Origin of the sequence: Jeotgalicoccus huakuii, assembly GCF_036665975.1 — a bacterium.
In the GTDB taxonomy this organism is placed as follows: domain Bacteria; phylum Bacillota; class Bacilli; order Staphylococcales; family Salinicoccaceae; genus Jeotgalicoccus; species Jeotgalicoccus marinus.
Genome location: NZ_JAVIYN010000014.1, coordinates 44,441 through 70,622 on the forward strand (window position 1 = coordinate 44,441; position 26,182 = coordinate 70,622).

General features: G+C 35.6%; 32 protein-coding genes. 9 read left to right on the top strand and 23 right to left on the bottom strand.

The features are described from left to right. Positions 1–17 precede the first annotated feature (17 nt). The 12 genes from V6E76_RS08310 to V6E76_RS08365 all read right to left on the bottom strand — a co-directional run bounded on the left by V6E76_RS08310 (position 18) and on the right by V6E76_RS08365 (position 11,716). Positions 18–518 carry a c-type cytochrome gene (locus V6E76_RS08310; RefSeq protein WP_247351976.1) on the bottom strand — a complete coding sequence of 167 codons (501 nt, stop codon included), beginning with the start codon at positions 516–518 and terminating at the stop codon, positions 18–20. Between the two features lie 76 nt (positions 519–594). Continuing rightward, positions 595–1,881, bottom strand: a complete 1,287-nt coding sequence (hemL, locus tag V6E76_RS08315; RefSeq protein WP_247351974.1) for a glutamate-1-semialdehyde 2,1-aminomutase — start codon at positions 1,879–1,881, stop codon at positions 595–597. Next, positions 1,882–2,862: a porphobilinogen synthase gene (hemB, locus tag V6E76_RS08320; RefSeq protein ID WP_247351971.1), complete on the bottom strand. Its 981-nt coding sequence runs from the start codon at positions 2,860–2,862 to the stop codon at positions 1,882–1,884. Then, positions 2,852–3,544 carry a uroporphyrinogen-III synthase gene (locus tag V6E76_RS08325; RefSeq protein WP_499797775.1) on the bottom strand — a complete coding sequence of 231 codons (693 nt, stop codon included), beginning with the start codon at positions 3,542–3,544 and terminating at the stop codon, positions 2,852–2,854. The genes hemB and V6E76_RS08325 overlap by 11 nt, the downstream gene beginning before the upstream one ends. Beyond that, complete coding sequence (hemC, locus tag V6E76_RS08330; protein ID WP_026866231.1) at positions 3,534–4,463, bottom strand: hydroxymethylbilane synthase; 930 nt, start codon at positions 4,461–4,463, stop codon at positions 3,534–3,536. Before hemC ends, V6E76_RS08325 begins: the two co-directional genes overlap by 11 nt. A gap of 14 nt (positions 4,464–4,477) precedes the next feature. Next, positions 4,478–5,302 (bottom strand): cytochrome c biogenesis protein CcsA, encoded by an 825-nt coding sequence (gene ccsA, locus V6E76_RS08335; protein ID WP_247351967.1) that lies wholly within the window; start codon positions 5,300–5,302, stop codon positions 4,478–4,480. Positions 5,303–5,313: 11 nt separating this feature from the next. Continuing rightward, on the bottom strand, positions 5,314–6,663 hold the full coding sequence (gene hemA, locus V6E76_RS08340) for a glutamyl-tRNA reductase (RefSeq protein WP_026866229.1): 1,350 nt from the start codon (positions 6,661–6,663) through the stop codon (positions 5,314–5,316). Positions 6,664–6,767: 104 nt separating this feature from the next. Beyond that, positions 6,768–7,355: a ribosome biogenesis GTP-binding protein YihA/YsxC gene (gene yihA / locus V6E76_RS08345; RefSeq protein WP_026866228.1), complete on the bottom strand. Its 588-nt coding sequence runs from the start codon at positions 7,353–7,355 to the stop codon at positions 6,768–6,770. A gap of 50 nt (positions 7,356–7,405) precedes the next feature. Continuing rightward, positions 7,406–8,662 (bottom strand): ATP-dependent Clp protease ATP-binding subunit ClpX, encoded by a 1,257-nt coding sequence (gene clpX, locus V6E76_RS08350; RefSeq protein ID WP_026866227.1) that lies wholly within the window; start codon positions 8,660–8,662, stop codon positions 7,406–7,408. 130 nt (positions 8,663–8,792) lie between these two features. Next, positions 8,793–10,082: a trigger factor gene (tig, locus tag V6E76_RS08355; protein ID WP_026866226.1), complete on the bottom strand. Its 1,290-nt coding sequence runs from the start codon at positions 10,080–10,082 to the stop codon at positions 8,793–8,795. 82 nt (positions 10,083–10,164) lie between these two features. Beyond that, positions 10,165–11,112 carry a hypothetical protein gene (locus V6E76_RS08360; protein WP_026866225.1) on the bottom strand — a complete coding sequence of 316 codons (948 nt, stop codon included), beginning with the start codon at positions 11,110–11,112 and terminating at the stop codon, positions 10,165–10,167. Further along, positions 11,102–11,716: an NUDIX domain-containing protein gene (locus tag V6E76_RS08365; protein WP_026866224.1), complete on the bottom strand. Its 615-nt coding sequence runs from the start codon at positions 11,714–11,716 to the stop codon at positions 11,102–11,104. Before V6E76_RS08365 ends, V6E76_RS08360 begins: the two co-directional genes overlap by 11 nt. Positions 11,717–11,964: 248 nt before the next feature. Between V6E76_RS08365 and V6E76_RS08370 the strand changes: the two genes are divergently transcribed. After that, positions 11,965–12,123: a PhzF family phenazine biosynthesis protein gene (locus tag V6E76_RS08370; RefSeq protein WP_245570555.1), complete on the top strand. Its 159-nt coding sequence runs from the start codon at positions 11,965–11,967 to the stop codon at positions 12,121–12,123. A gap of 106 nt (positions 12,124–12,229) precedes the next feature. Here the strand turns inward: V6E76_RS08370 and V6E76_RS08375 are convergent, their stop codons facing one another. The 4 genes from V6E76_RS08375 to V6E76_RS08390 form a co-directional block, all read right to left on the bottom strand. Beyond that, on the bottom strand, positions 12,230–12,784 hold the full coding sequence (locus V6E76_RS08375; RefSeq protein WP_026866223.1) for a VUT family protein: 555 nt from the start codon (positions 12,782–12,784) through the stop codon (positions 12,230–12,232). Positions 12,785–12,912: 128 nt separating this feature from the next. Further along, positions 12,913–14,271 (bottom strand): thermonuclease family protein, encoded by a 1,359-nt coding sequence (locus tag V6E76_RS08380; protein ID WP_499797777.1) that lies wholly within the window; start codon positions 14,269–14,271, stop codon positions 12,913–12,915. Positions 14,272–14,458: 187 nt separating this feature from the next. Further along, positions 14,459–14,944 (bottom strand): MepB family protein, encoded by a 486-nt coding sequence (locus tag V6E76_RS08385; RefSeq protein WP_499797779.1) that lies wholly within the window; start codon positions 14,942–14,944, stop codon positions 14,459–14,461. 152 nt (positions 14,945–15,096) lie between these two features. Next, positions 15,097–15,957 carry an AraC family transcriptional regulator gene (locus V6E76_RS08390; protein WP_247351961.1) on the bottom strand — a complete coding sequence of 287 codons (861 nt, stop codon included), beginning with the start codon at positions 15,955–15,957 and terminating at the stop codon, positions 15,097–15,099. A gap of 308 nt (positions 15,958–16,265) precedes the next feature. On the opposite strand from V6E76_RS08390, the gene V6E76_RS08395 reads away from it, so the two are divergent. Continuing rightward, positions 16,266–16,871, top strand: coding sequence for a DUF4352 domain-containing protein (locus V6E76_RS08395; RefSeq protein ID WP_198687581.1), 606 nt, complete (start codon positions 16,266–16,268; stop codon positions 16,869–16,871). A gap of 391 nt (positions 16,872–17,262) precedes the next feature. Further along, the gene (locus V6E76_RS08400; RefSeq protein WP_198687580.1) at positions 17,263–17,679 is read left to right on the top strand and encodes a VOC family protein; all 417 of its coding nucleotides are present in this window, start codon (positions 17,263–17,265) and stop codon (positions 17,677–17,679) included. 338 nt (positions 17,680–18,017) lie between these two features. Here V6E76_RS08400 and V6E76_RS08405 read toward each other — a convergent pair whose 3' ends face one another. From V6E76_RS08405 to fosB, 3 genes are all read right to left on the bottom strand, one after another. Beyond that, the gene (locus tag V6E76_RS08405) at positions 18,018–18,302 is read right to left on the bottom strand and encodes a DUF1643 domain-containing protein (RefSeq protein ID WP_084145685.1); all 285 of its coding nucleotides are present in this window, start codon (positions 18,300–18,302) and stop codon (positions 18,018–18,020) included. An 85-nt stretch (positions 18,303–18,387) separates the two neighbouring features. Beyond that, a complete protein-coding gene (locus V6E76_RS08410; protein WP_026866216.1) occupies positions 18,388–18,582 on the bottom strand; it encodes a hypothetical protein in 195 nt (64 codons plus the stop codon). A gap of 257 nt (positions 18,583–18,839) precedes the next feature. Beyond that, positions 18,840–19,259, bottom strand: coding sequence for a FosB/FosD family fosfomycin resistance bacillithiol transferase (gene fosB / locus V6E76_RS08415; RefSeq protein WP_026866214.1), 420 nt, complete (start codon positions 19,257–19,259; stop codon positions 18,840–18,842). A gap of 428 nt (positions 19,260–19,687) precedes the next feature. Between fosB and V6E76_RS08420 the strand changes: the two genes are divergently transcribed. Next, positions 19,688–20,104 carry a VOC family protein gene (locus V6E76_RS08420; RefSeq protein WP_026866213.1) on the top strand — a complete coding sequence of 139 codons (417 nt, stop codon included), beginning with the start codon at positions 19,688–19,690 and terminating at the stop codon, positions 20,102–20,104. 55 nt (positions 20,105–20,159) lie between these two features. Here the strand turns inward: V6E76_RS08420 and V6E76_RS08425 are convergent, their stop codons facing one another. Next, positions 20,160–20,534: a YolD-like family protein gene (locus tag V6E76_RS08425; RefSeq protein ID WP_051220449.1), complete on the bottom strand. Its 375-nt coding sequence runs from the start codon at positions 20,532–20,534 to the stop codon at positions 20,160–20,162. Between the two features lie 185 nt (positions 20,535–20,719). After that, a complete protein-coding gene (locus tag V6E76_RS08430; protein ID WP_051220448.1) occupies positions 20,720–21,445 on the bottom strand; it encodes a DUF3800 domain-containing protein in 726 nt (241 codons plus the stop codon). A gap of 184 nt (positions 21,446–21,629) precedes the next feature. Here V6E76_RS08430 and V6E76_RS08435 point away from each other — a divergent pair, with 184 nt between their 5' ends. After that, positions 21,630–21,950, top strand: coding sequence for a MazG nucleotide pyrophosphohydrolase domain-containing protein (locus V6E76_RS08435; protein ID WP_026866212.1), 321 nt, complete (start codon positions 21,630–21,632; stop codon positions 21,948–21,950). A gap of 175 nt (positions 21,951–22,125) precedes the next feature. On the opposite strand, the gene V6E76_RS08440 is transcribed toward V6E76_RS08435, so the two are convergent. Together V6E76_RS08440 and V6E76_RS08445 are read right to left on the bottom strand one after the other, a co-directional pair. Beyond that, the gene (locus V6E76_RS08440; protein ID WP_002476233.1) at positions 22,126–22,566 is read right to left on the bottom strand and encodes an NUDIX domain-containing protein; all 441 of its coding nucleotides are present in this window, start codon (positions 22,564–22,566) and stop codon (positions 22,126–22,128) included. Between the two features lie 328 nt (positions 22,567–22,894). Further along, positions 22,895–23,596, bottom strand: coding sequence for an SH3 domain-containing protein (locus V6E76_RS08445; protein ID WP_235678883.1), 702 nt, complete (start codon positions 23,594–23,596; stop codon positions 22,895–22,897). Positions 23,597–23,780: 184 nt separating this feature from the next. Here V6E76_RS08445 and V6E76_RS08450 point away from each other — a divergent pair, with 184 nt between their 5' ends. The 4 genes from V6E76_RS08450 (at position 23,781) to V6E76_RS08465 (ending at position 26,112) form a co-directional block, all read left to right on the top strand. Further along, the gene (locus V6E76_RS08450; RefSeq protein ID WP_198687576.1) at positions 23,781–24,128 is read left to right on the top strand and encodes a helix-turn-helix domain-containing protein; all 348 of its coding nucleotides are present in this window, start codon (positions 23,781–23,783) and stop codon (positions 24,126–24,128) included. 8 nt (positions 24,129–24,136) lie between these two features. Further along, positions 24,137–24,523 (top strand): hypothetical protein, encoded by a 387-nt coding sequence (locus V6E76_RS08455; protein ID WP_235678882.1) that lies wholly within the window; start codon positions 24,137–24,139, stop codon positions 24,521–24,523. 88 nt (positions 24,524–24,611) lie between these two features. Then, the gene (locus tag V6E76_RS08460) at positions 24,612–25,061 is read left to right on the top strand and encodes an ImmA/IrrE family metallo-endopeptidase (protein WP_026866898.1); all 450 of its coding nucleotides are present in this window, start codon (positions 24,612–24,614) and stop codon (positions 25,059–25,061) included. A gap of 10 nt (positions 25,062–25,071) precedes the next feature. Continuing rightward, complete coding sequence (locus V6E76_RS08465; protein ID WP_198687575.1) at positions 25,072–26,112, top strand: tyrosine-type recombinase/integrase; 1,041 nt, start codon at positions 25,072–25,074, stop codon at positions 26,110–26,112. Positions 26,113–26,182 lie beyond the last annotated feature (70 nt).

Below are 26,182 nucleotides of genomic sequence, written 5' to 3' on the forward strand. Positions count from 1 at the left end.
GTTTGTCTATATAAACACTATTGTTCACTAAAGAATTGATATAAAGCTGTTAATTCTTCTTCTGCTACTTGATCTTCACTGAAAGCAGGCATTGAACCTTGACCTTCACGGACAATTGTTTGGAACTCATCTTCAGCTAATGAAGTTCCTGCTAAAGCAGGTCCCATAGCACCAGAGAAGTCTTCACCGTGACAAGATGCACAGTTGTCGCGAGCGATACCTTCGGCATCTGCATCACCACTAGATGCAGCTTCTTCGCCGCCGCCTTCTTCAGACTCGCCACCTGACTCTTCACCAGAATCTGCTGTTTCCTCAGTACTTTCACCTTCAGATGCGGTTTCTTCACCACCACCGCCACCTAGGTGGAAAATCATAACTGGAATGATGAGCACAGCAATGATTACCGGAATTAACCAGTAAAGGTTCGCTGTACCTTTCGTATTTCTTGTTTCATTTTTGTCGATGTAGCGAGGCTGTCCATCAACCTTTTTACCAGTCGGACGCTTTTTGTCACTCATATTCTTTTACCCCCCAATTAATTCTATCACTACTATTATACACATAATTATTCAGTGATGAAGTACAAATTCTAAATTATTTACCCTTAACTTTACTTAATGCATTATCAAATGCTTGTAAAGTTTGTTTGATGTCTTCACTTGTGTGTTTCGTTGATAAGAACATGCCTTCGAATTGTGAAGGTGGTAAGTAAACACCCTCACTGAGGAGTGCTTGGTACATATCTTTAAATAATTCTAAGTCAGATGTATTAGCAGAATCAAAGTCAACAACATCTTGGTCGGTTAAGAAGAAGCCAATCATTGAACCTGCACGGTTTACAGTAATCGCTTGATCATGCTTATCGAATACTGATTTTAAGCCACTTTCTAATTGGTCTGCAAGTTCATTGAAATATTCATAGCTCTCTTCACTCAATTGACTTAAGGTTTCATAGCCTGCAGTCATAGCTAATGGATTACCAGATAAAGTCCCTGCTTGATAGATGTCTCCAACTGGCGCGATTCTTTCCATAATATCCTTACGACCACCGTAAGCACCAACTGGTAGCCCACCACCAATGACCTTACCGAGACATGTTAAGTCTGGTGTGACACCAAAGAATCCTTGGGCACAGTTATAGCCAACTCTAAAGCCGGTCATGACTTCATCAAAGATTAAGAGGCTGTCGTGTTCATTTGTAATATCTCTAACAAACTGTAGGTAGTTTTCTTTTGGCGGTACAACGCCCATATTCCCTGCAACAGGTTCCATAATCACTGCAGCGATATCATCGCCAAATTTTTCAAAAGCTTCTTTTAAGCTTGCTTCATCATTATAAGGTACTGTAATTGTATTTTTAGCCGTACCTTCTGGTACACCTGGAGAATCTGGTAGACCGAGTGTTGCTACACCAGAACCTGCTTTAATTAATAGTGAGTCACTGTGTCCATGGTAGCAACCTTCAAATTTAAGAATCTTATTTTTACCCGTGAAACCACGTGCTAAACGAAGCGCAGCAAGTGTCGCTTCTGTACCTGAAGAAACCATACGTAACATCTCTATAGAAGGTACACGGTCAATCACGAGGTTCGCCATTTTTGTTTCTAGTTCAGTTGGCGCACCGAATGAAGTACCTTTAACCGCAGCTTCTTGGAGACTTTTTACGACTTGATCATCCGCATGACCTAAAATTAACGGTCCAAAGCTCAAAGAGTAATCAATGTATTCATTGCCATCAACATCATACACACGACTGCCTTTGGCGTGGTCGATGAATAATGGATGGTCACCGACTGACTTAAAGGCACGTGCTGGGGAGTTTACGCCACCCGGCATCACTTTGACTGCTTCATCATATAGGGCTTTTGACTTGTCGTACATTTATATCTCTCCTCTATTGATTTTTTCAGCTAATTCTTTAGCAAAGTAAGTAATAATCATATCCGCACCAGCACGTTTCATTGAGATCATCTGTTCAGCAATCACTGCCTCATCGACTAAGCCCATATCAATTGCTGTACGTGTCATTGCATATTCACCGCTGACATTATAAGCAACAATCGGTAAATTAGAATTGTTTTTGACATCTCGTATAATATCTAAATAAGACAGTGCAGGTTTAACGATCATCATATCCGCACCTTCTAGTGTATCACTCTCTAATTCACGGAGGGCCTCAAGACGATTAGCCGGATCCATTTGATACGTTCTACGGTCACCGAATGATGGTGTCGACTCCGCAGCATCTCTAAATGGTCCGTAGAATTTAGAAGCGTATTTAATGCCGTAACTCATAATAGGGATGTGGCTATAGCCAGCCTCATCTAAGCCTTGTCTGATTTCACTCACAAAACCATCCATCATGTTTGATGGTGCAATAATATCCGCACCGGCTTTTGCCTGTGACACAGCAGTCTGTACAAGGAGAGGTAGTGTTGAATCATTATCAACATCTTTAGTTACCGGATCAATTAAGCCACAGTGGCCGTGGTCTGTGTATTCACAAAGACAGGTATCTAAGATTACTAAAAGCTCAGGGTAATGTTGTTTTGACAGGCGACATGCCTCCTGAACGATACCATGGTCATGATAGGCACCTGTGCCTTCAGCATCTTTTTCATTTGGAATACCAAAGAAGATAACACTTTTAATGCCGAGTTTAACCACCTCATCCAGCTCTTCTTTTAAGAGATTAAGTGAGATCTGGTAAACACCCTTCATTGAAGGCACTTCTTTTTTTACATCTAGCTTCTCAACAACAAAGATCGGGTAAATCAAATCATTTACTGATAATGTTGTTTCACGCACCATATCTCTCATGAAGCCACTTCTTCTTAAGCGGCGATGTCTGTCAAAATTCATCACGAATACGCTCCTTAATATAAGTTATCATATGATCTAATGTTTCATGTTCTGGTGTTTCTGCTGGTACTTTGTATTTATCTAAACGTTCTTTGGTCACTGCCCCGATGGCAATGACTGTTGTATCTATTAAAGCGTCAGCTTCAACGCCACTCATCAGTGCTTCGACCGCGGATGGTGACGATAGGGTAAGAAAATCGATATGAGCTAAATGATTACTAATCCACTGAACAGACTCAGTATTTGCCTTTGGATAATACAGGTCGATTTCAGTAACAATCGCACCTTGATCTGTCATATAGTCCCTTAACTTAGGTCTCTTGTTTAGGCTAGCTGGATAGAGAATCTTTTCCCCTGGTGTGATGTTGATCTCTTCGATAAAACCTTCTTGAGTATAGACGTCAGGTTCAAAGTCTACCGTAATCCCAGCGTCAGCCAAGGCTTCAGTTGTTTTTTTACCAATTGAAGCAATGCGTCTTACTTTAAGCGAATCCATATAAGGTAAGAGATACTTCACCGAATTCTTACTCGTTATCACCAGTAAATCGTAGTCAGTGTCGAGACACTTCTGATCAAAGTCCAAAGCTTCTGTCGTAATCAGTGGACGGTGAATAATTCTTAAGTCATTCTCATCGAGCTGACAAGACATTTGGGTGACACAGACTGTACTTTTACTGCTCATTGTTCTCGTTAATCATATCAATGATTTCTTTAGCACCGATTTTTTCCATCTCATCAGCAACTAAGTTACCCAGAGTCTCAGGGTCTTCATGGGATTTTTTCACTAGATAACGTTCGTTACCATCTTCAGACATGATTAATCCTGTTAAATATAGTTCCCCATCTTCGACTGTCGCGTAACCGCCAATTGGCACCTGACATGAACCGTCCATACGTTTTAAGAAGGTACGCTCAGCCGTTGTACAAAGTGACGCCTCATCTGAATGAACGCTCTTAAGCATTTCAATTAATTCATGGTCATCTTCACGCACTTCAATGCCTAAAGCACCTTGGGCAATGGCTGGTATGAACTCTTCAGGTTCAAAGTATTCAGTGACCACATCATCACTCCAACCCATACGTTTAAGACCGGCTGCAGCGAGTAGAATGGCATCGTACTCGCCATTTTCCATCTTCTTAATTCTCGTATCGATGTTTCCTCTTACCCAGTTGACTGTAATATCATCACGCATCGCTTTTAATTGCGCACCACGTCTGAGTGAAGATGTCCCCACTACACTACCAGGTTTTAAGTTTTTAAATGTAACCTTATCATTCGATAAATAAGCATCTCTCATGTCCTCACGTTCAGGGACACAAGCAATCGTAAAGCCTTCTGGTAGCTCACTCGGAACATCTTTTAGGCTGTGGATGGCCATATCGATTTCCTTGTTTTCTAAGGCAGCTTCAATCTCTTTAACGAAGAGTCCCTTACCACCGACTTTAGATAATTGAACGTCGACAATTTGGTCACCTTTCGTGACGATTTCTTTAATTTCAATTTCAAGATCCGGGAATTTATCCTGTAATTTTTTAATAAATTGCTTTGATTGTGTCATAGCTAAACCACTACGACGTGAACCGACTACTAGTTTCCTCATAATTTATATGCTCCTTATATTGACCAAAGATGAAAATCTGAGAACTCCGAAATAACCAGGTAGTTCAACATGACGAGAACAAAGGCTGCTGTACTGTAGACTGCAAACTTGGACGCATCATGATTTAATCGCATCTGTGCGAGAATTATTCCATAAATGACGATGACGAAAAATGTACCGATCACCTTTAAGTCAGAAAATACTAGAGGCCCTAGTATCTGTAAGCCCCATACAATTCCTATTATAATACTTATCGTCAGTAAGATAACACCAATAAGGGCAAATCTAACCATTACTTTTTTGGCCGTTTCTATACTGAACAATGAGAAGAAAGTTCTATTGAATTTTTTCGTTTTTAAATTTCGTTCTTGAATTAAATATATGACTGAATGCACCATCGCAATAAAGAACATTACATAGGCTAATAAGGCACTGCCCACATGGACAATTAACAATTCATTCACCACATCTAGTGTCAAGGCTGTAGAACTAAAGTTCAGAGGTGAGAATGTGTAGAACGTTAATAAGAATGTTGTAATCAATAAGTAAAACATGAACACAAACTCACTTTTCACCCTATAAAGATGTACAATACCGATTAAAATCAACACTAGACTTAAGGTGAAGATACCTTCAGAAAAAGTCAGAATAGGTATTCTTCTTAAGCTAATACCGAGTTGTATCACTGAAATAACATGCAGTACGACAGCAGGTGTCATAACATACAGAGAAGCCTTTCTGACTTGTCGATTTCTAGTAAATAAATCATATGACAGTGCAGAAAGGCTAATGAAATATAGCAGTAAGATAATTTCTTGTATACGGAACATTATGTCCATAAAATTCCACCTTACCAGTTAAGTCTCAATTCTTCTTTACGTGCACGTAACTTTTGTCTTTGTTTTTGGTCAGCTTCTAGACGTTGAGCCTTAACTTCTTCTTCAATATGGAACATCGCTTGAATGTCTTCAAGCTTGTCATCTCTATTTTTATCACCAGCGATTTCTTTAGTGAAGATAATTGGGTCTCTTAACATTTGATTAATGATACTCTTCATATGTTTTGAAACTACAGTACGTTCACGTTCAGACATTTCTGGTAACTTACGTTCTAAGGATTCAAAAGTATCACTGTGTATTTGTAATGCTTTTTTTCGCATTGCTTGAATGACGGGGACCACACCTTGGACTTGTAACCAGTCTTCAAACTCAGCAGTTGAACCGTCAATCATTGCCTTAATTTTTTCTGCTTCTTGTTCTCTTGTTTCAAGATTTGAATCAACGAGTCCTTGTAAATCATCAACGTTGTACATATACACATTGTCACAGCTTTCAATGGCCGGGTCAATGTCTCTAGGCATAGCGATATCAATTAAAATCAGTGGTGAACCGTTGCGGGTTTCATTTACTCGGTCCATCATTTCTTTATCAATTACAAAATCAGTAGAAGATGTGCTTGAGATCACGATATCAGCACTCTTCAATTCTTTTTCTAGATTCGCTAAACTATCCGCTCTACCATTAAATTTCTGACTTAACTTCTCAGCCTTTTCAATTGAACGGTTAATCACAACAAGGTCTTCAATACCGTTAGATGTAAGGTTTAATAGTGATTCTTCAGCCATTTCACCAGCACCGATTACGAGTACCTTACTCTCTTTAACATTTTGGAAGATACGTTTTGCTAATTCCACTGCAGCATAAGACATAGAAACAGCATTCTTAGAAATATCTGTTTCACTGTGTCCACGTTTAGCAACCGTAATCGCTTCTTTAAATAACTTGTTAAAGATTGTACCTGTCGTATGTTCTTCTTGCGCTCTTAAAAAGGCATCACGAATCTGCCCAAGGATTTGAGTTTCCCCGAGTACGATCGAATCTAAGCCTGCCGTTACATTAAACAAATGTCTAACAGCATCATCTTGAACTTTTAGTTCAGTCATATTTTTAATGCGCTCATAGTCCACACCGAACCAGTCTGCAAGGAATTTTCTCGTATAATAAGCACCCGTATGCTCCTGATCACTTACAACGTAAAGTTCTGTACGGTTACACGTCGATAAAAGCGTCGCTTCTAAGACACTTTTTTGATCTCGTAGTGCATGTAATGCTTCAACGACTTCATTATCTTGAAACGTGACTTTTTCTCTGTCCTCTACACTCGCTTGTTTATAGTTTAAACTTAATGCAATAATATGCACGGTCTTGCCCCCTCAAAACTCTAGTAAAAAAGTATATACACAGTTTTACGAATAAATCATCTCACTATTTACAATAATTCTAATCTACCTATATTTCAAGTCTTCTAGATGAAGTTTTCTAAAGATGTCATAATTTCAGGTAGTTTTTCTTTATTTACAGATGAAAATGGAATAATTGTATCCCCATCTTCTAATTCTAGGTCTTCTTTAATAATTTTAATGTGTTTTTGCAGACGTGATTTGGCGATTTTATCCGATTTTGTCGCCACAATAACCACAGGTAATTCATAATGCTTCAAGAAGTCATACATTAAAATATCGTCTTGTGTTGGTGGATGACGAAGGTCGATGAGTTGGACGACACAGCTGAGATTTTCTCTCTCAGTGAGGTATTCTTCTATCATTCCGCCCCACTTTTCACGCTCTTTCTTAGACTGCTTGGCATAACCATAACCTGGAACGTCAACAAAGACGAACTTATTATCTGCATTGTAAAAGTTTAAGGTGATTGTCTTACCTGGTTTTGAAGATGTCCTTGCGACATTTTTTCTACCGCATATTGCATTAATAAATGAAGATTTACCAACATTAGAACGGCCACTAAGTGCGATTTCTTTGAGTCCAGTTTCTGGATATTGTGCCTTAGACACTGCTGAAATAATGATATCAACATTAGCTGGATTAATTTTCATGTGTTCACTTCCTTTAAAAAAGGCTGTCTATGACGACAGCCTCAAATTATTTATGCACTTTTCTTATCTGATTCAATGGCCTTACCATTTTCATCATATACTTCTGGTTCTTTTTCATCAGTTATCGTTTCTCTAGTGATAACAACTTTCTTGATGTCATCATTAGAAGGTACTTTAAACATAATGTCGACCATGCGTTCTTCGATGATTGAACGAAGACCACGAGCCCCAGTTTTTCTATCAATCGCAAGTTCTGAGATTGCGTTGAGCGCATCCTCTTCAAACTCTAGTTCCACATCATCGATATTCATCATACGAGTGTACTGTTTAACTAAGGCATTTTTAGGCTCAGTAAGAATTGATTTCAATGCTTCAACATCAAGTTCTTCTAAGTTACTAATAATCGGTACACGGCCGATGAATTCAGGAATAAGACCATAAGCTTGTAGGTCATCTGGTCTTACTTTAGCTAAGAGTGCATCCTTATCAGAAAAATCTTCAGATGCTCCGCCGAAACCAATTACCTTATCACCAAGGCGGCGTTTAATGATATCTTCCATACCATCGAAGGCTCCACCTAAAATAAAGAGGATATTTGTCGTATCAATTTGGATAGACTCTTGGTTAGGGTGCTTACGGCCCCCTTGTGGTGGCACACTTGCTGTTGTGCCTTCTAAAATTTTAAGTAAGGCTTGTTGTACACCTTCACCAGAAACATCTCTAGTGATTGATGTGTTTTCACTCTTACGCGCGATTTTATCGATCTCATCGACATAGATAATCCCTTGTTCAGCACGCTCAATGTCAAAGTCAGCAGCTTGAATTAAACGAAGTAGAATGTTTTCAACATCGTCGCCGACGTAACCTGCTTCAGTTAAACTTGTTGCATCTGCGATGGCAAATGGAACGTTTAAAGTACGTGCAAGTGTTTGAGCAAGTAGGGTTTTACCACTACCTGTTGGACCAATTAAAGCAATGTTAGACTTTTGGATTTCCACTTCTTCTTCACTCGCATTGTTGATACGTTTGTAGTGGTTGTACACGGCCACACTTAAGGCACGTTTCGCGTTAACTTGACCAATAACGTACTCATCTAATGCTTCTAAGATTTCTTGTGGTTTTGGAATGTAGTCGAAGACCGCTGTATCGTCTAACTTCAATTCCTCTTGTATGATTTCATAGCAGAGTTCAATACATTCGTTACAAATGTACACACCACTACCAGCAATTAACTTTTTGACTTGTTCTTGATCTTTACCGCAGAATGAGCAAGTAAGATCAGTATCGTCTTCGTTAAATTTAAACATTTATATACACCTCATTCTTAAGTTCCAAGTAAATATACTAGAAAAACAGCGGTAAATCAATTGACTTGCACATTGATGAAAAGCTCCACACTAAAGTGTAGAGCTTCTCTTTCTATTTTTATATTAGAATTTACTCAGCTTGTTTACGGTTATCAACTAAGATGTTTAATGCTTTTTGTAGTTTGACATCTTCTTTAATCATAGATGCATCACCTAAAGCTTTTTTAACATCATCAGCTGGCATACCGAATTGTTCTGCAAGACGGTTCACTTCGTTGTCAACATCTTCTTGTGTGATTTCGATGTTTTCATCTTCAGCGATTTGTCTTAACGTTAAGTTAGTACGAACGCGTTTTAAAGCATCTTCTTTCATTTGCTCACGTAGGGCGTTTTCATCTTGACCAGACAGTTGAGTGTACAGTTCAAGGTTTAAGCCTTGTTGTGAAAGATTAGCTTCAAATTCTTGTAGCATACGATCAGTTTCAGTATCTACCATTGCATCAGGTACATCAATTTCAGCGTTGTCAGCAGCTTGTGCAACTAAGCTTTCTTTTAATGTCACTTCAGCATTTTCTTCTTTTTGTTTTTGAACTTGTTCTTTAAGTTCAGCTTTTAATTCGTCAACTGTGTTTGCGTCACGACCTTCTAATTCGCTCACAAATTCATCAGTTAATTCTGGTGTTTCTTTTTGTTTAAGTGCGCTGACTTTAACTTGGAAGACAGCTTCTTTACCAGCTAACTCTTCAGCATGGTATTCTTCAGGGAAAGTCACAGTAACGTCTTTCTCTTCACCGATTTCCATACCTACCATTTGCTCTTCAAAGCCAGGGATAAATGAGTTAGAACCGATTTCTAGTTCGTAATCGTGTGCGTGTCCACCTTCGAAAGCCTCACCATCAACGAAACCGTGGAAGTCGATTGTCGCGATATCACCATTCTCAACAGTACCTTCTTCTTTAACTACTAAATCAGAGTACTCAGTTAAGATATGATCGATTTGGTGGTCAACTTCTTCGTCAGTGACTTCAGTGTCGATTTCTTCACCTTCAAGACCTTTGTATTCACCTAATTTAACTTCAGGTTCAACTGTAACTGTCGCTTTAAGAATAACGTCTTGACCTTTTTCGATTTGCTCTACATCTACATCTGGTTGAGCAACTGGGTTAATTCCAGCTTCTTCAACAGCTTTAGTGTAGTGTTCAGGTAGAAGAATATCTAAAGCATCTTGGTAAAGTGATTCTACACCAAAACGTTTTTCGAACATTTGACGTGGTACTTTACCTTTTCTGAAACCAGGGATAGAGATATCCTTGGATACTTTTTTAAATGCTGCATCTAAAGCAGTGTCTAATTCTTCACTAGGAATCGTGATTGTTAAAATTCCTTCATTTCCTTCTTGCTTTTCCCATGTTTGAGACATAATACAATTTCCTCCATCAAGTCGTTATTTTCAATTAACCAGTATATTATAACATATACTTAAGTTGTTTCAAATCATTGAATTACTGCTCATTTTCAAGCATAAATCTATCAATTTTTTCAATCCACTCTATCGCCTTTTGCTCTGCCTGTTCTACACTCTCTTGACCAAGCATTTCCTGTAGATATTGCGCGTAAGCAAGCGCCAGTTCGTGGTTTGTGAATTTTGGTTTAATCGGATAGATATATAAGAGATGTCCATACAGCATGTTTTCTGCTGCATCCTTAATAGATGGATTTGTGGCATCCAATATATCATATAGTTCGTCTAAAACTTCATTCACCAAGTAAAAATCTTCTAAGCTCGGTAGTTTCGCTGGTACGACAGTCGTTGAAATATTAAATTTCTTAACTTTTAGCTTATCATTGTCGTTTATGCTCCGCAAATATAAGAGCATTTGAGTGTAGACCATCGGCTCAGTTTCGGTTTTTATCTCGTCTAAGATTAAAGATTTATATGAGATATCAGTAAGTTCAGTAATATCCTCTAAAAACTCAATCTTATCGATGAAATCATAACCTTGATATTCTTTTTTTGTTACCTTATCTCTTTTGACAGGCTCACGGTAGAAGACATTTAATTCATGACGCGCATGACCGAGACGCTGTTGAACTAAGAGTCTAAATTCATGTGGTAAGTCTTCCTTTAAAAGCTGTTCACAATACTGAATAACCTCTTGGAATCGTCCCATACCTGTCAATGCCTCTAGCATGAAATCCATGTGAGTTTCATAATTTCCTAAGCCGCGGTTCATTCTCATAAGTGCATGATCAATGACACTGTGATAAGCATCTAAGTTTAATAGCGCCTCATAATATAACTCTTCTAAATAATCACTAGGCTCTGTCAATTCAATATATTTCCGATAAGTTTGGACGTACTGATTATCTTCACCTTGATCAAAATAAGACTTTAAATCACGCTCGAACTTTGAAATAAAACGTTTATGTGTCGATATCTTATTGTCCATAGGCATCACGTATAATTAATTCACTCCATGATTCATATGGAGACATCGTTTCCAATAAATCATTTTCCACCCAGTTCAATTCAATCGTATCCGCCTCTTTGTTGACGATTTTTTCCTTATCCACTTCAACTTTTAAAACTAACCCAATGTGGACCTTGCCTACTTCGTTATCATCATCGTTGATTAAACCGTGAATTTCAATGTTTTTTACATCCTGTTCAGTTAAACCAACCTCTTCGTTTAACTCACGTGACGCGTTAATGCGAAGTTTATCTTCAATAGTAGAAACATCTTCAACATCGTTCATATGGCCACCAACACCAATCGATAACAAGCCGTGCAGTCTCTCTTCACCGCCACCCGTTAAGCGTTTGTAGACAAGCGTTTCGCCTTGATTGGCAATAATACAATAGCTGATCAACTGCTTGTAAGACGGATCCTCTTCCATATCCCCGCGGCGTTTTACTTGGAATTCTGAGAACTGTTTAACAATGTTCTTGTAACGATTATCATCCTTAGAGATAAAACCATTAAACGCATTTTCTTCGTTATCAAATAAAGTATTTCTATTTACGACTAGTATTTGTTCATCAAATTTACTCATGATAAGTCTCCTCACAGTTGAATCATAATGAATATATTTTTCATCATTTTCGACAATTATAATAACACAATTCAATATTGCTTACGAGCTATATACAATAACACTAATGTCGTAAAAAGTCACACCCCTATTGCGATTGTTATGAGTTTAGGTATTTATCGGGATCCTCTTGGAGACCCTGGTAGGTGATTTGGATTGATTCTTTGTATTGGTCGTCATGTATAATGACAGTCCGTTTGTCATAATGTGTGTCTCGTACTTTTGCACCAAAACTTGGTGTAGCAGAAGATCCGGTGTGTGGATCAGGGCACTGTCATCTCGTACCGTTATGGGCACATAAATTAGGAAAGAAAGATATTGTAGCTTATCAAACATCAAAACGCGGTGGGACATTAGTTTGTACTTAATTATGAAGATACTGTTGAAATTTCAGGTCAGGCTCAGCTATTCTCAACCTCAATACTAAACATATAAAGATAAGCCCTTGAAGTTTTACTTCAAGGGCTTATCTAACTATGAATAAGAAAGCTTTTCATCCGCTTCTCTCTTAATGCCTCTAAATCCAAAATGAATAATAGCCAGTGTGATTAACTGTGACAACGTCTTAAATACTAATTGACCGAGCATTGCATATGGCACTTGCTCCCAAGTTAGGATGCCTGTAAACAATGGTGATAGTCCAATTAAAATAAACACAACACTATCAACGAGTCCACCTAATATTCCAGATAACATAATTCTGTTGTAGAAGCTGAGTTTAAATCTTGTAAAGATTTCTGTATCAACCACTTCTGATAAAACAAATGACAAACTTGATGCAATCGTGATTGGTAACATATCTCCGTAAAATATGGACATCAGTATGGATATACCTAATCCAATAGCAATGATGTAATATGTTTTTCTTCGTCCGAATTGTAGTTGTACTAAGTCTCTAAAGACGAATGTCAGTCCTACGAAAACTGTCCCCCACGGTATGATGAATATGCCTAAAACTAATGGTGCAAAATAAGCGGTAATAAAGTTAGCGATAACGATTGCTAATATATATAAGACAGGTCTTAACATGATTTTCCTCGATTCTAGATTTTATATATTTAATAAACATTCATTATATATTATATTGTGAATAACAAAAAGATGAGGATGCATTTCTACAATTTTGTAGATTACCATCCTCAAACTTCTCCTACTAATTATCTTTCACATGCCCAGCCGTCTTTATCTCTATCCATCTTCGGTTGGTAATCTGCATGATCACTTGAAACGCCATTCGGATGAACTGCCCTTAACTCAGTACAGTTATTAAAGAACTGTCCGCCGCCAGTATCTGCTGGTGGTGCTGTTATCGCATTATTTGTCGTCGAATCACTATTGCTTGGACTAGTTTCAACAGCAGGTTCACTCACGACTTCCTCTTCACTTTCTGAGTTAAACCCTTCTCCACCTTCATTGACATAGCCTGGTATAGACCAAATACCAATTTGCTGATCTTTGGCAATTTGTTCTGCAGCTCTAAATTCGTCTAAATATTTTTGTTGTTCATAAATGTAACCTACTCGTGCGAGCCCTTCTTCTAGTAGAACTTCATGAACATTAGTATCCCCAACATATAAATAAACTAATTCTCGATCATAATGATCCGTCTTCGCACCTTCATCATACTCGATATATAATTGTTCTCCAGAATTGAGTAGTTCAGTTAGCCTAGCTGAAGCTTCTGGACCAAATGGTTCAACGGGTTTATTTGGATGCACAGTTTCAGGTGTATCAATAAGCAATAATCTTAATTTCAATTCTTCATTTTGTTCATTTAGTACGTTTACTGTGTCTCCATCCACTACCCTATAAAGGGTAACAGGAATTAATCCTTCTTTACTTGTCTCTTTTTCAGCTTTTTCCTTTGCAAGTCGTTCCTTTTCTTCTCGCTCTTTTGCTTTTTTCTCAGCAGCTAATCGTTCTTGTTCTTCTTTTTCATACTTTTCTTTTTTGGCTTTCTCTTTATCTGCCTTCTCTTTAGCAAGTTGTTCTTCTTTCTCTTTTTGCTCACGCTCAGCTTTTTCTTTAGCTGCGAGTGCTTCAGCTTCTTGTTTTTCTTTTTCTGCTAATTCACGTTGTTTATCCTCTTTATCATCACTATCTTCTTGTGTTACTTCCTCATCGACAGCTACTGTATTCTCTACTTTTTCACCAGCTGTTGATTCACTTGAAAAAGTTTCGATTGAGTCGTCTGTCACACCAAAGAATATGAATAATGTGACTAACAGAATTAAACTATTGCGGTTAATTCTCTTAAAATTATTTTGTTTTTGTGTATTCTTTTGACGTCTAGCAGTAAGTAGACTTGTTATGTAACTGATTAATACAAATAGTAATAAAGCTAACCAAAAATCTTGCATCCCTACACTTGATGAAATCAAAGTGATCAATAATAGGAAAATAATACTAAAACTAATGCAAAAAATAGATGCACCTAACATCAATTTTTTGTCATCTCTAAGTTGACCATTTTCCATATATGGCTCTTTGTTTTCATACAATGTAGCCAGATACACTCCATAAACCACATATGAAATAATAAAACTTAGTACCGCTAAAAATAGAAAAAATCCTAGCAATCTGCTCCCTCATTTTCAATATAATGTATATTATTATACCATTGAAAATGTATTTAGAAAACGAAATATTCACGTAGATTTAGATTAATAGTGTAAATTTAGGTAATTAAATTTTGGAGATAAATTAGTATAATATATTTATTTTCTCCTCATTAACATAACTATTGAAATCAATGAAGTAATCATTTTGCCAGTTCTGTGTTCGCATAGCAGTTTTATTTAATTCATCTTCCCATGAAGGATATACTCTCATGGCCATTTTACCTTTAATATTATCCTTACTAATTATTTGTTTTTCTAGTAGCACCTCTCTAGGAAAAATGAATTGTCTTTTTTTATCTTGATCCAATACTGTCACTATTAACTTTTCAGGGGTTTCTTCCCAAGTATATGGTCGATTCTTGTTATTCTTATCCTTCGTCCAAAATACTACAAAGTAACCTTTTTTATTTTCTGTCTTTTTAGCCATTCTGTTTCTATATTTTTGTTCCCCAATATAAAAATTACAGCTTTCATATTCAGTATTAAATGGTTCAGTTTCAATCGTATTTATTTCTGGTAATCCCACTGTCTCTATAATTTTTTTCGTAAATAATACAGATTCAAACATTATTTCATAACTCCTTCTAATGGTCATTTATATATATTAACCACACTCATCATACATCAAAATCAAGATATTAAATCATACATTCATCACAATTCTTTGTATTTCAAAAGAAAAACAGGACGTTTTTATACGCCCTGTCAGAGATTTTATACTTAGTTTTTAACTGCTACCCATATTTCACTATAAGCGACATTTTTATTATCTTCATTAAATTTAGTGAAAGAAAACATCGGTATATCAGCTAAATCATATTCTGATTCTGGTAGCCATTCTGAATAAATTTTTGCGTAAGTATCTTGTAAAACTTTTGGAAATTCACCTTCATTTTCAAAGACGATCCACTTACTTTTATCGATATTAATGACATCAAGCTGATCGCTTATATTATCTACTGTCGTCAAGACACCAATCATATGGGTTAAATCGCCTTCTTCTTTGATAAAATCTTCATCTGCATCATACGAAACATTCACCACTTCTTTCGGTTCAATGTTCTGTACATCATGCATTTCTTTCCTTTGTGACTCCGTAATACTCTGTGCTAATTTTTCTATTTCCTTATTAACACCCTCATATTGCATAGGTACGCGTTTTTGAATACCCACTATTTTAAATACAGGTTGCTCCACAATTCTCGTTTTCATGTCTGTTCCTCCTTTTGTACTTATTGAAAAGGAAAGCTTAGGAAATGAAATTAAAACTTGTTCCTCAGCTATTTGAGAAGGCAGATACCCACTCCAAGATTTAAATGCTCTTGTAAACCCATCAACTGAGTAACCATATTTAGTTGCTACACTTGTTACTGCTTCATTGTTTAATAAATCAATGTTTGCAAAATGCAGTTTTCTCTTCTTTATATATACAGATAAACTCATGCCACTAAGAAAAATGAATAATTTTTTATAATGCTGTCCGAGCAATCCCACAAAATTTGAAATCTCACTTAAACTTAAATTGGATGTTAAATTCTCATCTATATAATCAATGGAATCATTCAGCTGCTTTAATATCATTTCCATCACCTTCTTTCTATATATTACTCATATACAATTGGAATCACTCGACATTACTTATATATATTTTATCGTATCTTGTTGTGTAGTTATCGTTACTTGAATGAAGAAATATGTTAATTTCACAATAAATAATAACAATTTTGGATAATTTAATATAATAAAACTTGCTGTGAGAATTAATACGGTAAAAATACAATGCAGTTTTGAGTTTTTATGTTTCATCATAGTATGTTAAATAACTAGGGCTATGCCCTATTATTTATAAAGTAAATTTACATATATTAGAATTATAAGAGGATTATGTTATGTCAGAGCAAGAAATGAAGTCACAGAAAAAACGTGGCGGATGTTTGAAATGGTTCATCATCATTTTATTAGTACTTGTACTAATGGGAGGTTGCATTGCTGTAATTGGTGGTGGTGATAATGCAACAAATACTACATCAGATGATGCTGATAACCAATCAGAAGAGTCTACTGATGAAAGTGAAGCTGAAGATACTGAGAAAGTTATTGAAGAAGAAACAGAAACTTCTGAAAGTAACTTATCTAGTGGAGATTCTGTAACAATTGATGATATTACTTTCACATTAGACGATGCGTACTACACAGATGAAAGAAATGAGTTTGCAGAAATTCAGCCAGATAATGTTCTAATGCTAGATGTAACTATACAGAACAACACTGATCAAGACTACCCTGTTGGTATGGATATACAATTGTATGTAGATGGTGGCAAGGCTGAAACTTATCCAGTAGCCACTTTAATGGATGGCGTATCTGCTGGACGTTCAATCTTAGGACAGCAATCCTTCGCTATTATAGGCGAGCCTTCTGAAATAGAATTAGAATTTTCACCTTTCATGAATTTTAGTGGTGAAAAAGCAATATATACCGTTACACCTGAATAAAATAATAAATTTAAGCAAGTTATAACGTTTTAACTCATTCTCTCATTAAAAAACTTATGCTAAATATATTCTTAATTTACATTTGTTTATTATTATAGACAAACCGCCTTGATGTCTTTCAAGGCGGTTATTATAATAAAAAATAAATACTGTTGCTGTTCTATGTTAAATTGTAATTATAGGGTATAAATGAAGTGCTACCCAAAAATTGAACTTTTAGATTTAGGCTGATTTTAAGGTATGTTTCCTGAATTACTCAGGCGATATGCCTTTTAATTTTATCATCTAAACAAAACTTTAAAGAATTCGTTGATTTAGGTGAATTTCAATTTCTGTATTGACCTTTACGTTACGCATACCTCTACAATCGATTTATCAGGAGGTGACAAAAATGGAATTTTATCAAATGCCAATGTTTAACAAGGTACTAGTAAAAGATATTGAGAAGTCTGAGAAATGGTATGAGAAAACACTCGGTTTTAAAAGTGTCTTTAAATTTAGAAACGACAAAAACGAAGTGCTTATGAATCATTTAAGGGTTGAGAAATATCAGGACTTAATGCTAATTTCTAGTGATGATTTTGAAGTTGGTAATTCAATATATTTAAATATACTAATCAACGACATTGAAGATAAAGCTCAAAGTATTTCACAGAAATTTGTAGTGTCTCCATTGGAGGAACTACCTTGGAACGCAAAGGAAATGACTATTAAAGATCCAGACGGTCATTTAATCACGCTTACGCAATCAAATATTAGTGATGCAGATTTTGAAAAACTAATGAATCAAACTTCAAAGGAATTTTAAGTACTAATTTGCACCATTATCAATTAGTAAAGACCTGCCTGAGTAGGTAGGTCTTATTTAGATCTGATTGTATGATGATACTTTGTTTGTTAATCAGATATTCAATTTGACATAATAAATTAAGTAATCATTTGTTTTATTTGAGTTGTTACGTCAATGAGTTCTGAATTATTTTTTAGAGTATTTTTATTACGTTGTTTAGGATGGAATGGATATCCTTTTGAACTCAAATATGTCGCAAAAAATTTACTTTTATTAAAGACTGCTTTTAATTCTTTAATTTCTTCTGAATTATTGCCTTCAAATAGATAGTGGAAATATTTATTTCCTTTACCACCTCAACCTACATATACATCCTCACATTTATTTAACATATACATGAAAGCCTCTTTTTGCTCATCATCTTTTACTGCTTCAAAAACGACTTGAACATCAGATAATTTTGTTGAGTCTGGTTCTATTATCGGTATGATATTTACTACGCACATTCCGTCATAGTGGTTATTTATTGCATAGTCTATTAACAACTCTATAGTTGCATCATTTTTTATTGCATCAGCACGACTAGGGTTCATTAGTATTGACCCCAAAATTTTATCGCCTGATTTCCAATTTCTTTCTATGAAGTACCTTTTTGTTCGTGATTCATTAAATCATGCCTTACCGGTACCTGTTTCTATTCCCATTCTGTTCTCCACCTTCATTGCCTCACTTATGCTGTAGGTCATATTCTCTCTCCTGCAGCTCTTCGAGAATTCTTTGTTTCTCTGGATTATTTCGTGGTTTATCGAATGCACGCATTCCCGGGTAGTAGCTAGGATTAACACGTTTGGCTGCTTGAAGTCCACGCTCTCTTCTTTCTGCATTTCTTTTACGTATATCTGACAGTTTTGCAGTTTTCACCAAAATCCCTCCACTCTCTTTTATATCAGCTTATGTAACTAATTATACAACAGGTCAATAATTAATGAAAATTTACAGGAGTAATTTTATAAATCAAAAAACCCTTACGTCCACTAAGGGCGTAAGGGTTTTCTGATTTATAATTAGCGTCCTGGGAGGGATTATTCTTTCCCACCATATCAACGTTTCTAAGGCTAGATTGACATAATATTGACATGGAGTTTATTTCTTGAATTGTTTCTTCTATATCTTTCATTCTATTCATAAAAATTCATATGTGGCTTTTCTTCTTTATAATAATCTAACCTATCTTGTAATGTACCTGTATGTAGTTCTAACTTGTGTCCATCTGGATCAGTGAAGTATATTGATTTTTTATCTCTTGTATTTCTTTTACGTCCTTCTAAAATATTCACATTGTTATCTTTTAACCATTGGTGCCATTCATCAAATTCACTTTCTTCAATAGTAAAAGCCATATGAGTATACGAGTATTGGATTTCATTTCTAGGTATATCTTTTTCTTCATTTAATGCTAACCATAAGCCACCTAATATGAAATAGGCTGTTTTATCACTCTCTACTAAAATTTTTGCCTTTAAAATGTCTTTATAAAAGATAATAGATTGATTAATATCTGATACAGAATATGTAACGTGATTAATTGATTGAATCATTAAAAGCCTCTACTTTCTTCATTAATATTTATCATTTCATTCTTTTAATTTATAGAACATTCTAACATAAATGAATATATAATGATCAAGCCACCTCTTCCCAGGTGGCTTTTGTTCATGTACACTATTTTTGTATATTTTACAATTCCCACTTATGGTAGGGACTCTCCAATTTAAACGTCAGGTTTTTCTGTTACCTGCCAACTGGTAAGCCCTTATGTCTTACATTAGTATCAAGTTTTAAAGTAACTTGCAACTTAGCTATAAACCGAGTAGATAAATAGCTTGATCGTTTACATCTTCATTATACCACATTTGCTCATATAAACGAATTTTAAAGAATTCGATAAATTAGGTGAATTTCAATTTCTGCGTTGACCTTTACGTTACGTCAGCCTCTATAATCAATTTATGAGGAGGTGATAAAAATGGAATTTTATCAAATGCCAATGTTTAACAAAGTACTGGTAAAAGATATGGAGAAGTCGGAGAAATGGTATGAGAAAACACTCGGTTTTAAAAGTGTCTTTAAATTTAGAAACGACAAAAACGAAGTGCTTATGAATCATTTAAGACTTGAGAAATATCAGGACTTAATGCTAATTTCTAGTGCTGATTTTGAAGTTGGTAATTCAATATATTTAAATATATTAATCAACGACATTGAAGATAAAGCACAAAGTATTTCACAGAAATTTATTGTGTCTCAATTAGAGGAGAAACCATGGAATGCAAAAGAAATGACTGTTAAAGATCCTGACGGGCATTTAATCACACTTACACAATCAAATATTAGTGATACTGATTTTGAAAAGCTGATGAATCAAACCTCAAAAGAATATTAAAGTTTTAATTGTAACAGATGAATTAGTAAAGACCTGTCTGAGTAGGCAGGTCTTTTTATATCCAATCATACCTTCTAACCTCGTATATATGCTTAAACTCTACATATATTAAGTTAGCCCCTTTACTCACTGTAACCACTCTACTCCAGTCGTCTATATGCTCTACCTTGCACTCGATCTGGTGCTCATAACCACCACTCCAGTAACGCAATACAACATTACAGTCTAATAAGTTACGTAGCTTCAACTCTAACTCCTGCATTAAGTCCTCGGTTAATGAAGGTTCTGGCATGTGGAGTTGTGACTCAATCATCTTGTCTACATTCTCATACTGCTCAGGCATGGTCGCAAATGGTGCCCACTTTACCATAGTTCTACCTTGTGGAATGTTACTGTTCAGCTCAGATTGTGGGAACTCACGATAGTCCATATAATCACCTCTTGAGTAATTATATCGAACGTATGTTCTATGTGTAAAGATAAAAAATAAGCCTCCGAAGAGGCTTACCAATAAGGGTCACGTACTTAACATACGCTTAGAATCTTTTCGACCTACTTACTGTTAAAACGGACATCATGCCGTTAATTAAATAATATCACTCTTTTGTATTTTTATCAATTTTCTATCTTTCTTCTTCTGGTTTTAGGACTATTATATACTGCCTTATCTGGAAGTTTTAAGCAATATTTTGTTTTTAAGTATTCTGACCCGCACTTAGGATTATCCTTAAATCTTTTGTATTTTGTATTAGCTATCAAATCTGCTAACTGAATCATCCTGTCATCTTTTGAATCTAGATATTTTACTTTGAACTGCGATAATATGTATGGCATAAAATCCCAATAAAATTGCTGACTATAAAATTCACCCAGTTTTGACCAATACTTGTTTAAATAATGTTCAAAATCTACCAATCCTGCTTCACTATTAAACACTTCATTATCTATCCTTAAATGCACCACATCTTCTTTTGTGAATGTTTCTTTTCTAAAGACTTTTTCAATCATTCTTCTGATTAAATATTGTTTATGCCTTTTAACAGATGCTGGATCTTTGAAGTTCACGAATTTTAATTCACTATTTTTTGTCATAACAAAATACTGTTTTATCCCATCAATTTCACCGAGGATTTGGAGTAACTTTTTTCTATCTTTACCACTTAAATGGAAACCTTTAATTTCGCCTTTAATTTTTCTTTTTCTACAGAATGCGTTTACCTTGTTTTTTGCTTCTTGAATCGCATCAGGACCATCTACATACAAGCATCCATATATAAAATATTCATGTCTTTCGTTATTAGATAATTGACCTGAATCGTCAATAAAAATAAATTTATCCATCTCACTACAGCTCCTTACATATAATTTAATGTATATGTAAAAAATTTGTAAGACGGAACATGTATTCTGTTGTTTAGATACAGAAACAAAAATAACCCCTCTTCCTAAATGACTCAGGTTAAATATTATCTATAATCTCTCTTTTGTTATAATAACAATCGAATAATTATTGGGAGGAATACAGATGAACGCTACTGAATTTCAACAATGGGTGGAAGAATATTATAAAAGTCGTGGATGGTCAGATCTAGATATTTTTATAAGAATTGGCTTTCTTGCTGAAGAAACCGGAGAAGTTGCTAGAGCCATCCGCTCTTTAGAAATCGGTCGAGATCGACCGGATGAAGAGAAAGAGTCCTACGCAGAAAATAGAAACGAATTAATTGGAGAGCTTGGTGATGTCCTCGCGAATGTATCTGTAATCGCAAATAAATACGATATTTCTTTAGAAGAAGTGTTCAAAGCTCATACTGATAAGTTAAATGATAGATATTCAATAAATTAAATTATGTATAACCGCCAGGCGATGAGCTCCGGCGGTTTTTATGGTTGTTCAAGCCATATATTGTATCTGCATAGAAATGTTTTTAAAATAGGGTAATCGGAAAATAGTGTGGAATTTTTTATCTGAACCCCTCTTTTTACTATTCCCCCCCGTTAACTTAACAAGGATTTACTTTTTAACGAATAAAAGCTAAGTCATCATTGGCAAGGGCGTCATTTAACCATTGAGGATGCATTTTCAATAAGTCTCTTGGTAAACTTTGTTGTTCAAAAAATTGAATTTCTTGTGACTCAGAAGAATTACATCGTAGTTCACCCCCAGTAATTTCAGCAAGAAAACAAGTTGTTATAAAATGCACTACTCTTCCATTTGGATAAGTAAAAACCTGAGAATCAGGCTCAGAGTACACACCTATAAGCTTTTTAATTCTAATATCTAAATTGGTTTCCTCTTTTATTTCTCTAATAGCTGCTTCAGAAACTGTTTCCCCTATTTCTATATGGCCTGAAGGAATACCCCAAAGTCCTACATCGGACCTTTTTTGCAACAAAACTTGGTTCTCCTCATTCAAAATAATAACTGCAACACCAGCTTTCAAATCATCGATCCTTTTCATACGATAAATACCTCCTAAATAATAAAAAAAGAGCCGAAGAGAAAGATTTCAACGCATAACAACTACGCTGAACCTTCCCCCTCGGACCTTTTATGTCAATAGGTGCCTTTTACATATTGTAAAAGATGTAGCCCTCGGTCACTGACCTACCTAGATAGCGGAACCCTAGCTACAGTTTTCTATTTCATTTTTATGATACCACAATTACTTAGAAAATAAAAGATACTCTTCAACTAGCCTGACCTTAGTTTAGCAAAAATCTACCAGCTATAATGTTTTTCCACACGATAATCCGAATACCCTTAAAATACTTGTGTAATGTGTTTGTTTAACTAAATGTACCCCAGTCTTTACCAACTTCGCCAGTTTTACTATTCCATGTTTTCACTGGAATATACTTACGTTTACCACTTACCGTGTAACCTAACCAAATGTGACCGTCCTGACGAACAATCTCGTCATAGTTACACTTCCAACCAGGATTCGCCCAACCACCTTCAGGTGCTGATCTAAATGGACTGCCAAAGCGACTCATAACTCTAGTGCTACCGTTTTTCCATGTGCCTTTTTTCTTCATATACTGTGTACCATATTTATTTTTCTTCCAGCCACCAGTATTCACTAATTCCTTCTTGCTTGCCGGTTTAGCAGATGGCTTACTAGCCACTGTACCTTTATTTAACGCATTGAGATGTGCTTGTACACGGTTTCTGAATGCTTGATAAGTGCCTGTAGCGTGCATCTTGTGTGGACAGTCTTTGCCTGACCAGTCATAGTGTCTTTTCAGTCTATCCATTCCCCAACCGTATTGTTTAAGCACGTGAGCGATATATAGTGCTGCGTTTTCCTCTGCCGCTTTATATCTGGCTGATTTAGAGCCTGAATATCCATTATCCATTGAGTAACAAATTTCGATACCGATTGAACGCATATTCCCATTACCCATACCATCCCCTGAGTGCCAGGCTGTGCGATTAAACGGGATAAGTTGTACTGCTTCTTTATCGTCAATAGCTACATGATAGCTCACTTTCGCTAGATATCCATCATATCGGCGACCAATTATTACTCGTAATGCGTAACTCTTAATTAGTATTATACTTATGCGTTTTGCGTAAGTCAACACTTTTATTACGCTTTTTGAAAAATATATTTCTCTATACGCATTAAAACGCTACAATAAGAGTAAATTCACATATGAAAGAGTGTTAAATATGGATGTTAATCGTTTGATTTCTTTAAGAGAAGGTAAAGGGTGGTCTAAGACAGAAGCTGCTAGACGTTTGAACATTGCCAATAGCACATATTCTGGTTATGAGTACGGTCATCGTAAGCCTGACAATGAGATGCTAGTGAAGATATCCGAACTCTACGATGTGACTACAGATTATTTATTAGGTAAAACTGATAGTGAAAACTTTTCATCTGACGACTTCGACTCCTTCATGTTCGACGACAAAGAAGCATTCGATAGCCTACCAGATGATGTGAAGAAAGAATTGATCCGTGAGATTAATGAGAAGATTGAGTTCTTGAAGTATAAGCAGAATAAAGATAAGTAGGTGTTTGTATGGATTGGAAAAAGTTTTCTAAAGGTGAAACCACACAAAAGAATGAAAAAGTTTCTTTTAAAGAAGTTCGTGAATACGAAAAGAATAAACGTGTAGAAAACAAGAAAGAACCATTAAATAAACACGGATTTGATAACCCTACCGACGTAACTAAACACTCTTACCAATCACAGAATATGATGGCTTCGTTCGATAAATTTTATAATGCTTTTGGTATGTTGACATTCAATATGGAAAAGCAAGCCACATTCAATTACTACAACAATCAACTTAAACAATCATTTATGTTAGCTGCACAGAACGATGAATTGATTAAGCAGAACGATAAAATAATTGAACAAAATGATGAAATCATCAACCTATTAAGCCAAATAGCTGATAAGTAACAACCAACTGACCATTGGTTTTATACAGTGGTCAGTAATTTTTTAAACTTTAAACCGAACATATGTTCTAAAATAAAGGGGTTTTGACATGAGAATCGAACAGAAAGTTAATGACATCGTGGATTTATCCATATTAGATGTACACGATCTGAATATAGAACACCTAGCGTACATGTTTGATGTACACATACTGTATAACCACCAATCCAACTTTTATGTACAGAAGGCAAGCGTAGACATTATCGGGCTTAAATTCGATAAAAAGCATGAGATGTTCAAAGCATTCTGCCATGAAGCAGGACACATGTTTTTACACGCCACACATCAACACAATATGCCTAGAGCATACAACGAGTACCAAGAAGCAGAAGCTGAAAAGTTTGGACTACTCCTACAGATGCCAGAAAAGCTAATCACCAAAAATAGACTCTATCAGGCAACGGATTTAATGGCGTATTTTGGCGTTTGTGAGGACGTTGCACTTAAAAGGATAGATATGCTAGTCAATCATTCTAAAGTCTCTGGAATACAGTTTTAGGAGGGATACAATGGAACCGAAGAAGATAAATGGTAAGTGGGGATTTGATTTTTCATATAAAAACAAACGGTATAGACAGCAAGGTTTTGCGACTAAGAAAGAAGCTAAAATGGTTATAGAAAAGATACTAGAAAATCCTATTAAACAACAAAATAAATATGCTCATCTAAACTTCGCTCAATACTTTACCTTGTGGGTAGAAACGTATAAAGAGAAGTACGTCACTCATAAAACCTATTTGAGATACTTTAATGCTCTTAGAAAGTTCCTACTCTACTTTGGTGATAATGTACGTCCTAATGATGTCACACAACGTGAATATCAAGAGTATATTAATCAACTAGGCGAACAATATACATTAGGTACCATGAAGAAAGATCATCAAGCAATCAGAGCATGTTATGAGCAGGCAGTCTACGATGGAATCGCAAAACGTAATCCTACATTTAATGCTCGTTTAGAAAGTGAGATTGAAGATATGCCTGAACATGTTAAGTTTATGGAAGATTTTGAGTACGAGAAGTTAAAAGAAGTCATTAAAGAAATGAATACACCAAGCGGATTATTTTTATTCATCTTACATGTCACAGGTGCTAGATTTGGTGAAGTAAGTAATCTAAGATATGAAGATTTTGATTTTGAAAAGGAAACGATATTTATACGTGGTGGTAAAACGATAAATGCTAAGCGCACAGTGGAATTATCATATGAAGATAGCAAATATATTAAAGAACAAATAGAAGCTCTTAAAATCAATTTAAATGGCACATTCCTCAAACGATCTAACACTGCTATTAAACAGCACTTTAGAAAAGCATTAGACAATGGTGACATCAAAGGACATAAAGTCCTACACTCTCTCAGACATACACACATTACCTACTTAATCGATAAAGGTGTCGATGATGAACATGTATCAAAACGTGTTGGACATGCGAACATAAATATTACACGTGAATTCTATGGACATCGTTTTAATAGTTCAAAAGAACAATCAGAAAGTGTCGTTAAAGATATCCTAAATTCTATAGAAAATAATGATACCCCATAAGGGTATGTGTTTCGTTGACAGAATATTGACAGCTATATTCACTTTTAATCACTTCAAATCACATGACAAA

Bases quoted from the DNA above. Each gene is read 5' to 3' on its own strand.
- V6E76_RS08420 (WP_026866213.1), top strand. From the start codon at position 19,688: ATGGAATTTTATCAAATGCCAATGTTTAACAAAGTACTGGTAAAAGAT.
- V6E76_RS08385 (WP_499797779.1), bottom strand. From the start codon at position 14,944: ATGTTTGAATCTGTATTATTTACGAAAAAAATTATAGAGACAGTGGGA.
- V6E76_RS08465 (WP_198687575.1), top strand. From the start codon at position 25,072: ATGGAACCGAAGAAGATAAATGGTAAGTGGGGATTTGATTTTTCATAT.
- hemL (WP_247351974.1), bottom strand. From the start codon at position 1,881: ATGTACGACAAGTCAAAAGCCCTATATGATGAAGCAGTCAAAGTGATG.
- V6E76_RS08390 (WP_247351961.1), bottom strand. From the start codon at position 15,957: ATGATATTAAAGCAGCTGAATGATTCCATTGATTATATAGATGAGAAT.
- V6E76_RS08440 (WP_002476233.1), bottom strand. From the start codon at position 22,566: ATGAAAAGGATCGATGATTTGAAAGCTGGTGTTGCAGTTATTATTTTG.
- V6E76_RS08310 (WP_247351976.1), bottom strand. From the start codon at position 518: ATGAGTGACAAAAAGCGTCCGACTGGTAAAAAGGTTGATGGACAGCCT.
- V6E76_RS08450 (WP_198687576.1), top strand. From the start codon at position 23,781: ATGGATGTTAATCGTTTGATTTCTTTAAGAGAAGGTAAAGGGTGGTCT.
- V6E76_RS08325 (WP_499797775.1), bottom strand. From the start codon at position 3,544: ATGAGCAGTAAAAGTACAGTCTGTGTCACCCAAATGTCTTGTCAGCTC.
- V6E76_RS08460 (WP_026866898.1), top strand. From the start codon at position 24,612: ATGAGAATCGAACAGAAAGTTAATGACATCGTGGATTTATCCATATTA.
- tig (WP_026866226.1), bottom strand. From the start codon at position 10,082: ATGTCTCAAACATGGGAAAAGCAAGAAGGAAATGAAGGAATTTTAACA.
- V6E76_RS08375 (WP_026866223.1), bottom strand. From the start codon at position 12,784: ATGTTAAGACCTGTCTTATATATATTAGCAATCGTTATCGCTAACTTT.
- hemC (WP_026866231.1), bottom strand. From the start codon at position 4,463: ATGAGGAAACTAGTAGTCGGTTCACGTCGTAGTGGTTTAGCTATGACA.
- V6E76_RS08395 (WP_198687581.1), top strand. From the start codon at position 16,266: ATGTCAGAGCAAGAAATGAAGTCACAGAAAAAACGTGGCGGATGTTTG.
- fosB (WP_026866214.1), bottom strand. From the start codon at position 19,259: ATGATTCAATCAATTAATCACGTTACATATTCTGTATCAGATATTAAT.
- V6E76_RS08435 (WP_026866212.1), top strand. From the start codon at position 21,630: ATGAACGCTACTGAATTTCAACAATGGGTGGAAGAATATTATAAAAGT.
- V6E76_RS08455 (WP_235678882.1), top strand. From the start codon at position 24,137: ATGGATTGGAAAAAGTTTTCTAAAGGTGAAACCACACAAAAGAATGAA.
- yihA (WP_026866228.1), bottom strand. From the start codon at position 7,355: ATGAAAATTAATCCAGCTAATGTTGATATCATTATTTCAGCAGTGTCT.
- V6E76_RS08360 (WP_026866225.1), bottom strand. From the start codon at position 11,112: ATGGACAATAAGATATCGACACATAAACGTTTTATTTCAAAGTTCGAG.
- clpX (WP_026866227.1), bottom strand. From the start codon at position 8,662: ATGTTTAAATTTAACGAAGACGATACTGATCTTACTTGCTCATTCTGC.
- hemB (WP_247351971.1), bottom strand. From the start codon at position 2,862: ATGAATTTTGACAGACATCGCCGCTTAAGAAGAAGTGGCTTCATGAGA.
- V6E76_RS08365 (WP_026866224.1), bottom strand. From the start codon at position 11,716: ATGAGTAAATTTGATGAACAAATACTAGTCGTAAATAGAAATACTTTA.
- ccsA (WP_247351967.1), bottom strand. From the start codon at position 5,302: ATGGACATAATGTTCCGTATACAAGAAATTATCTTACTGCTATATTTC.
- V6E76_RS08425 (WP_051220449.1), bottom strand. From the start codon at position 20,534: ATGGACTATCGTGAGTTCCCACAATCTGAGCTGAACAGTAACATTCCA.
- V6E76_RS08430 (WP_051220448.1), bottom strand. From the start codon at position 21,445: ATGGATAAATTTATTTTTATTGACGATTCAGGTCAATTATCTAATAAC.
- V6E76_RS08400 (WP_198687580.1), top strand. From the start codon at position 17,263: ATGGAATTTTATCAAATGCCAATGTTTAACAAGGTACTAGTAAAAGAT.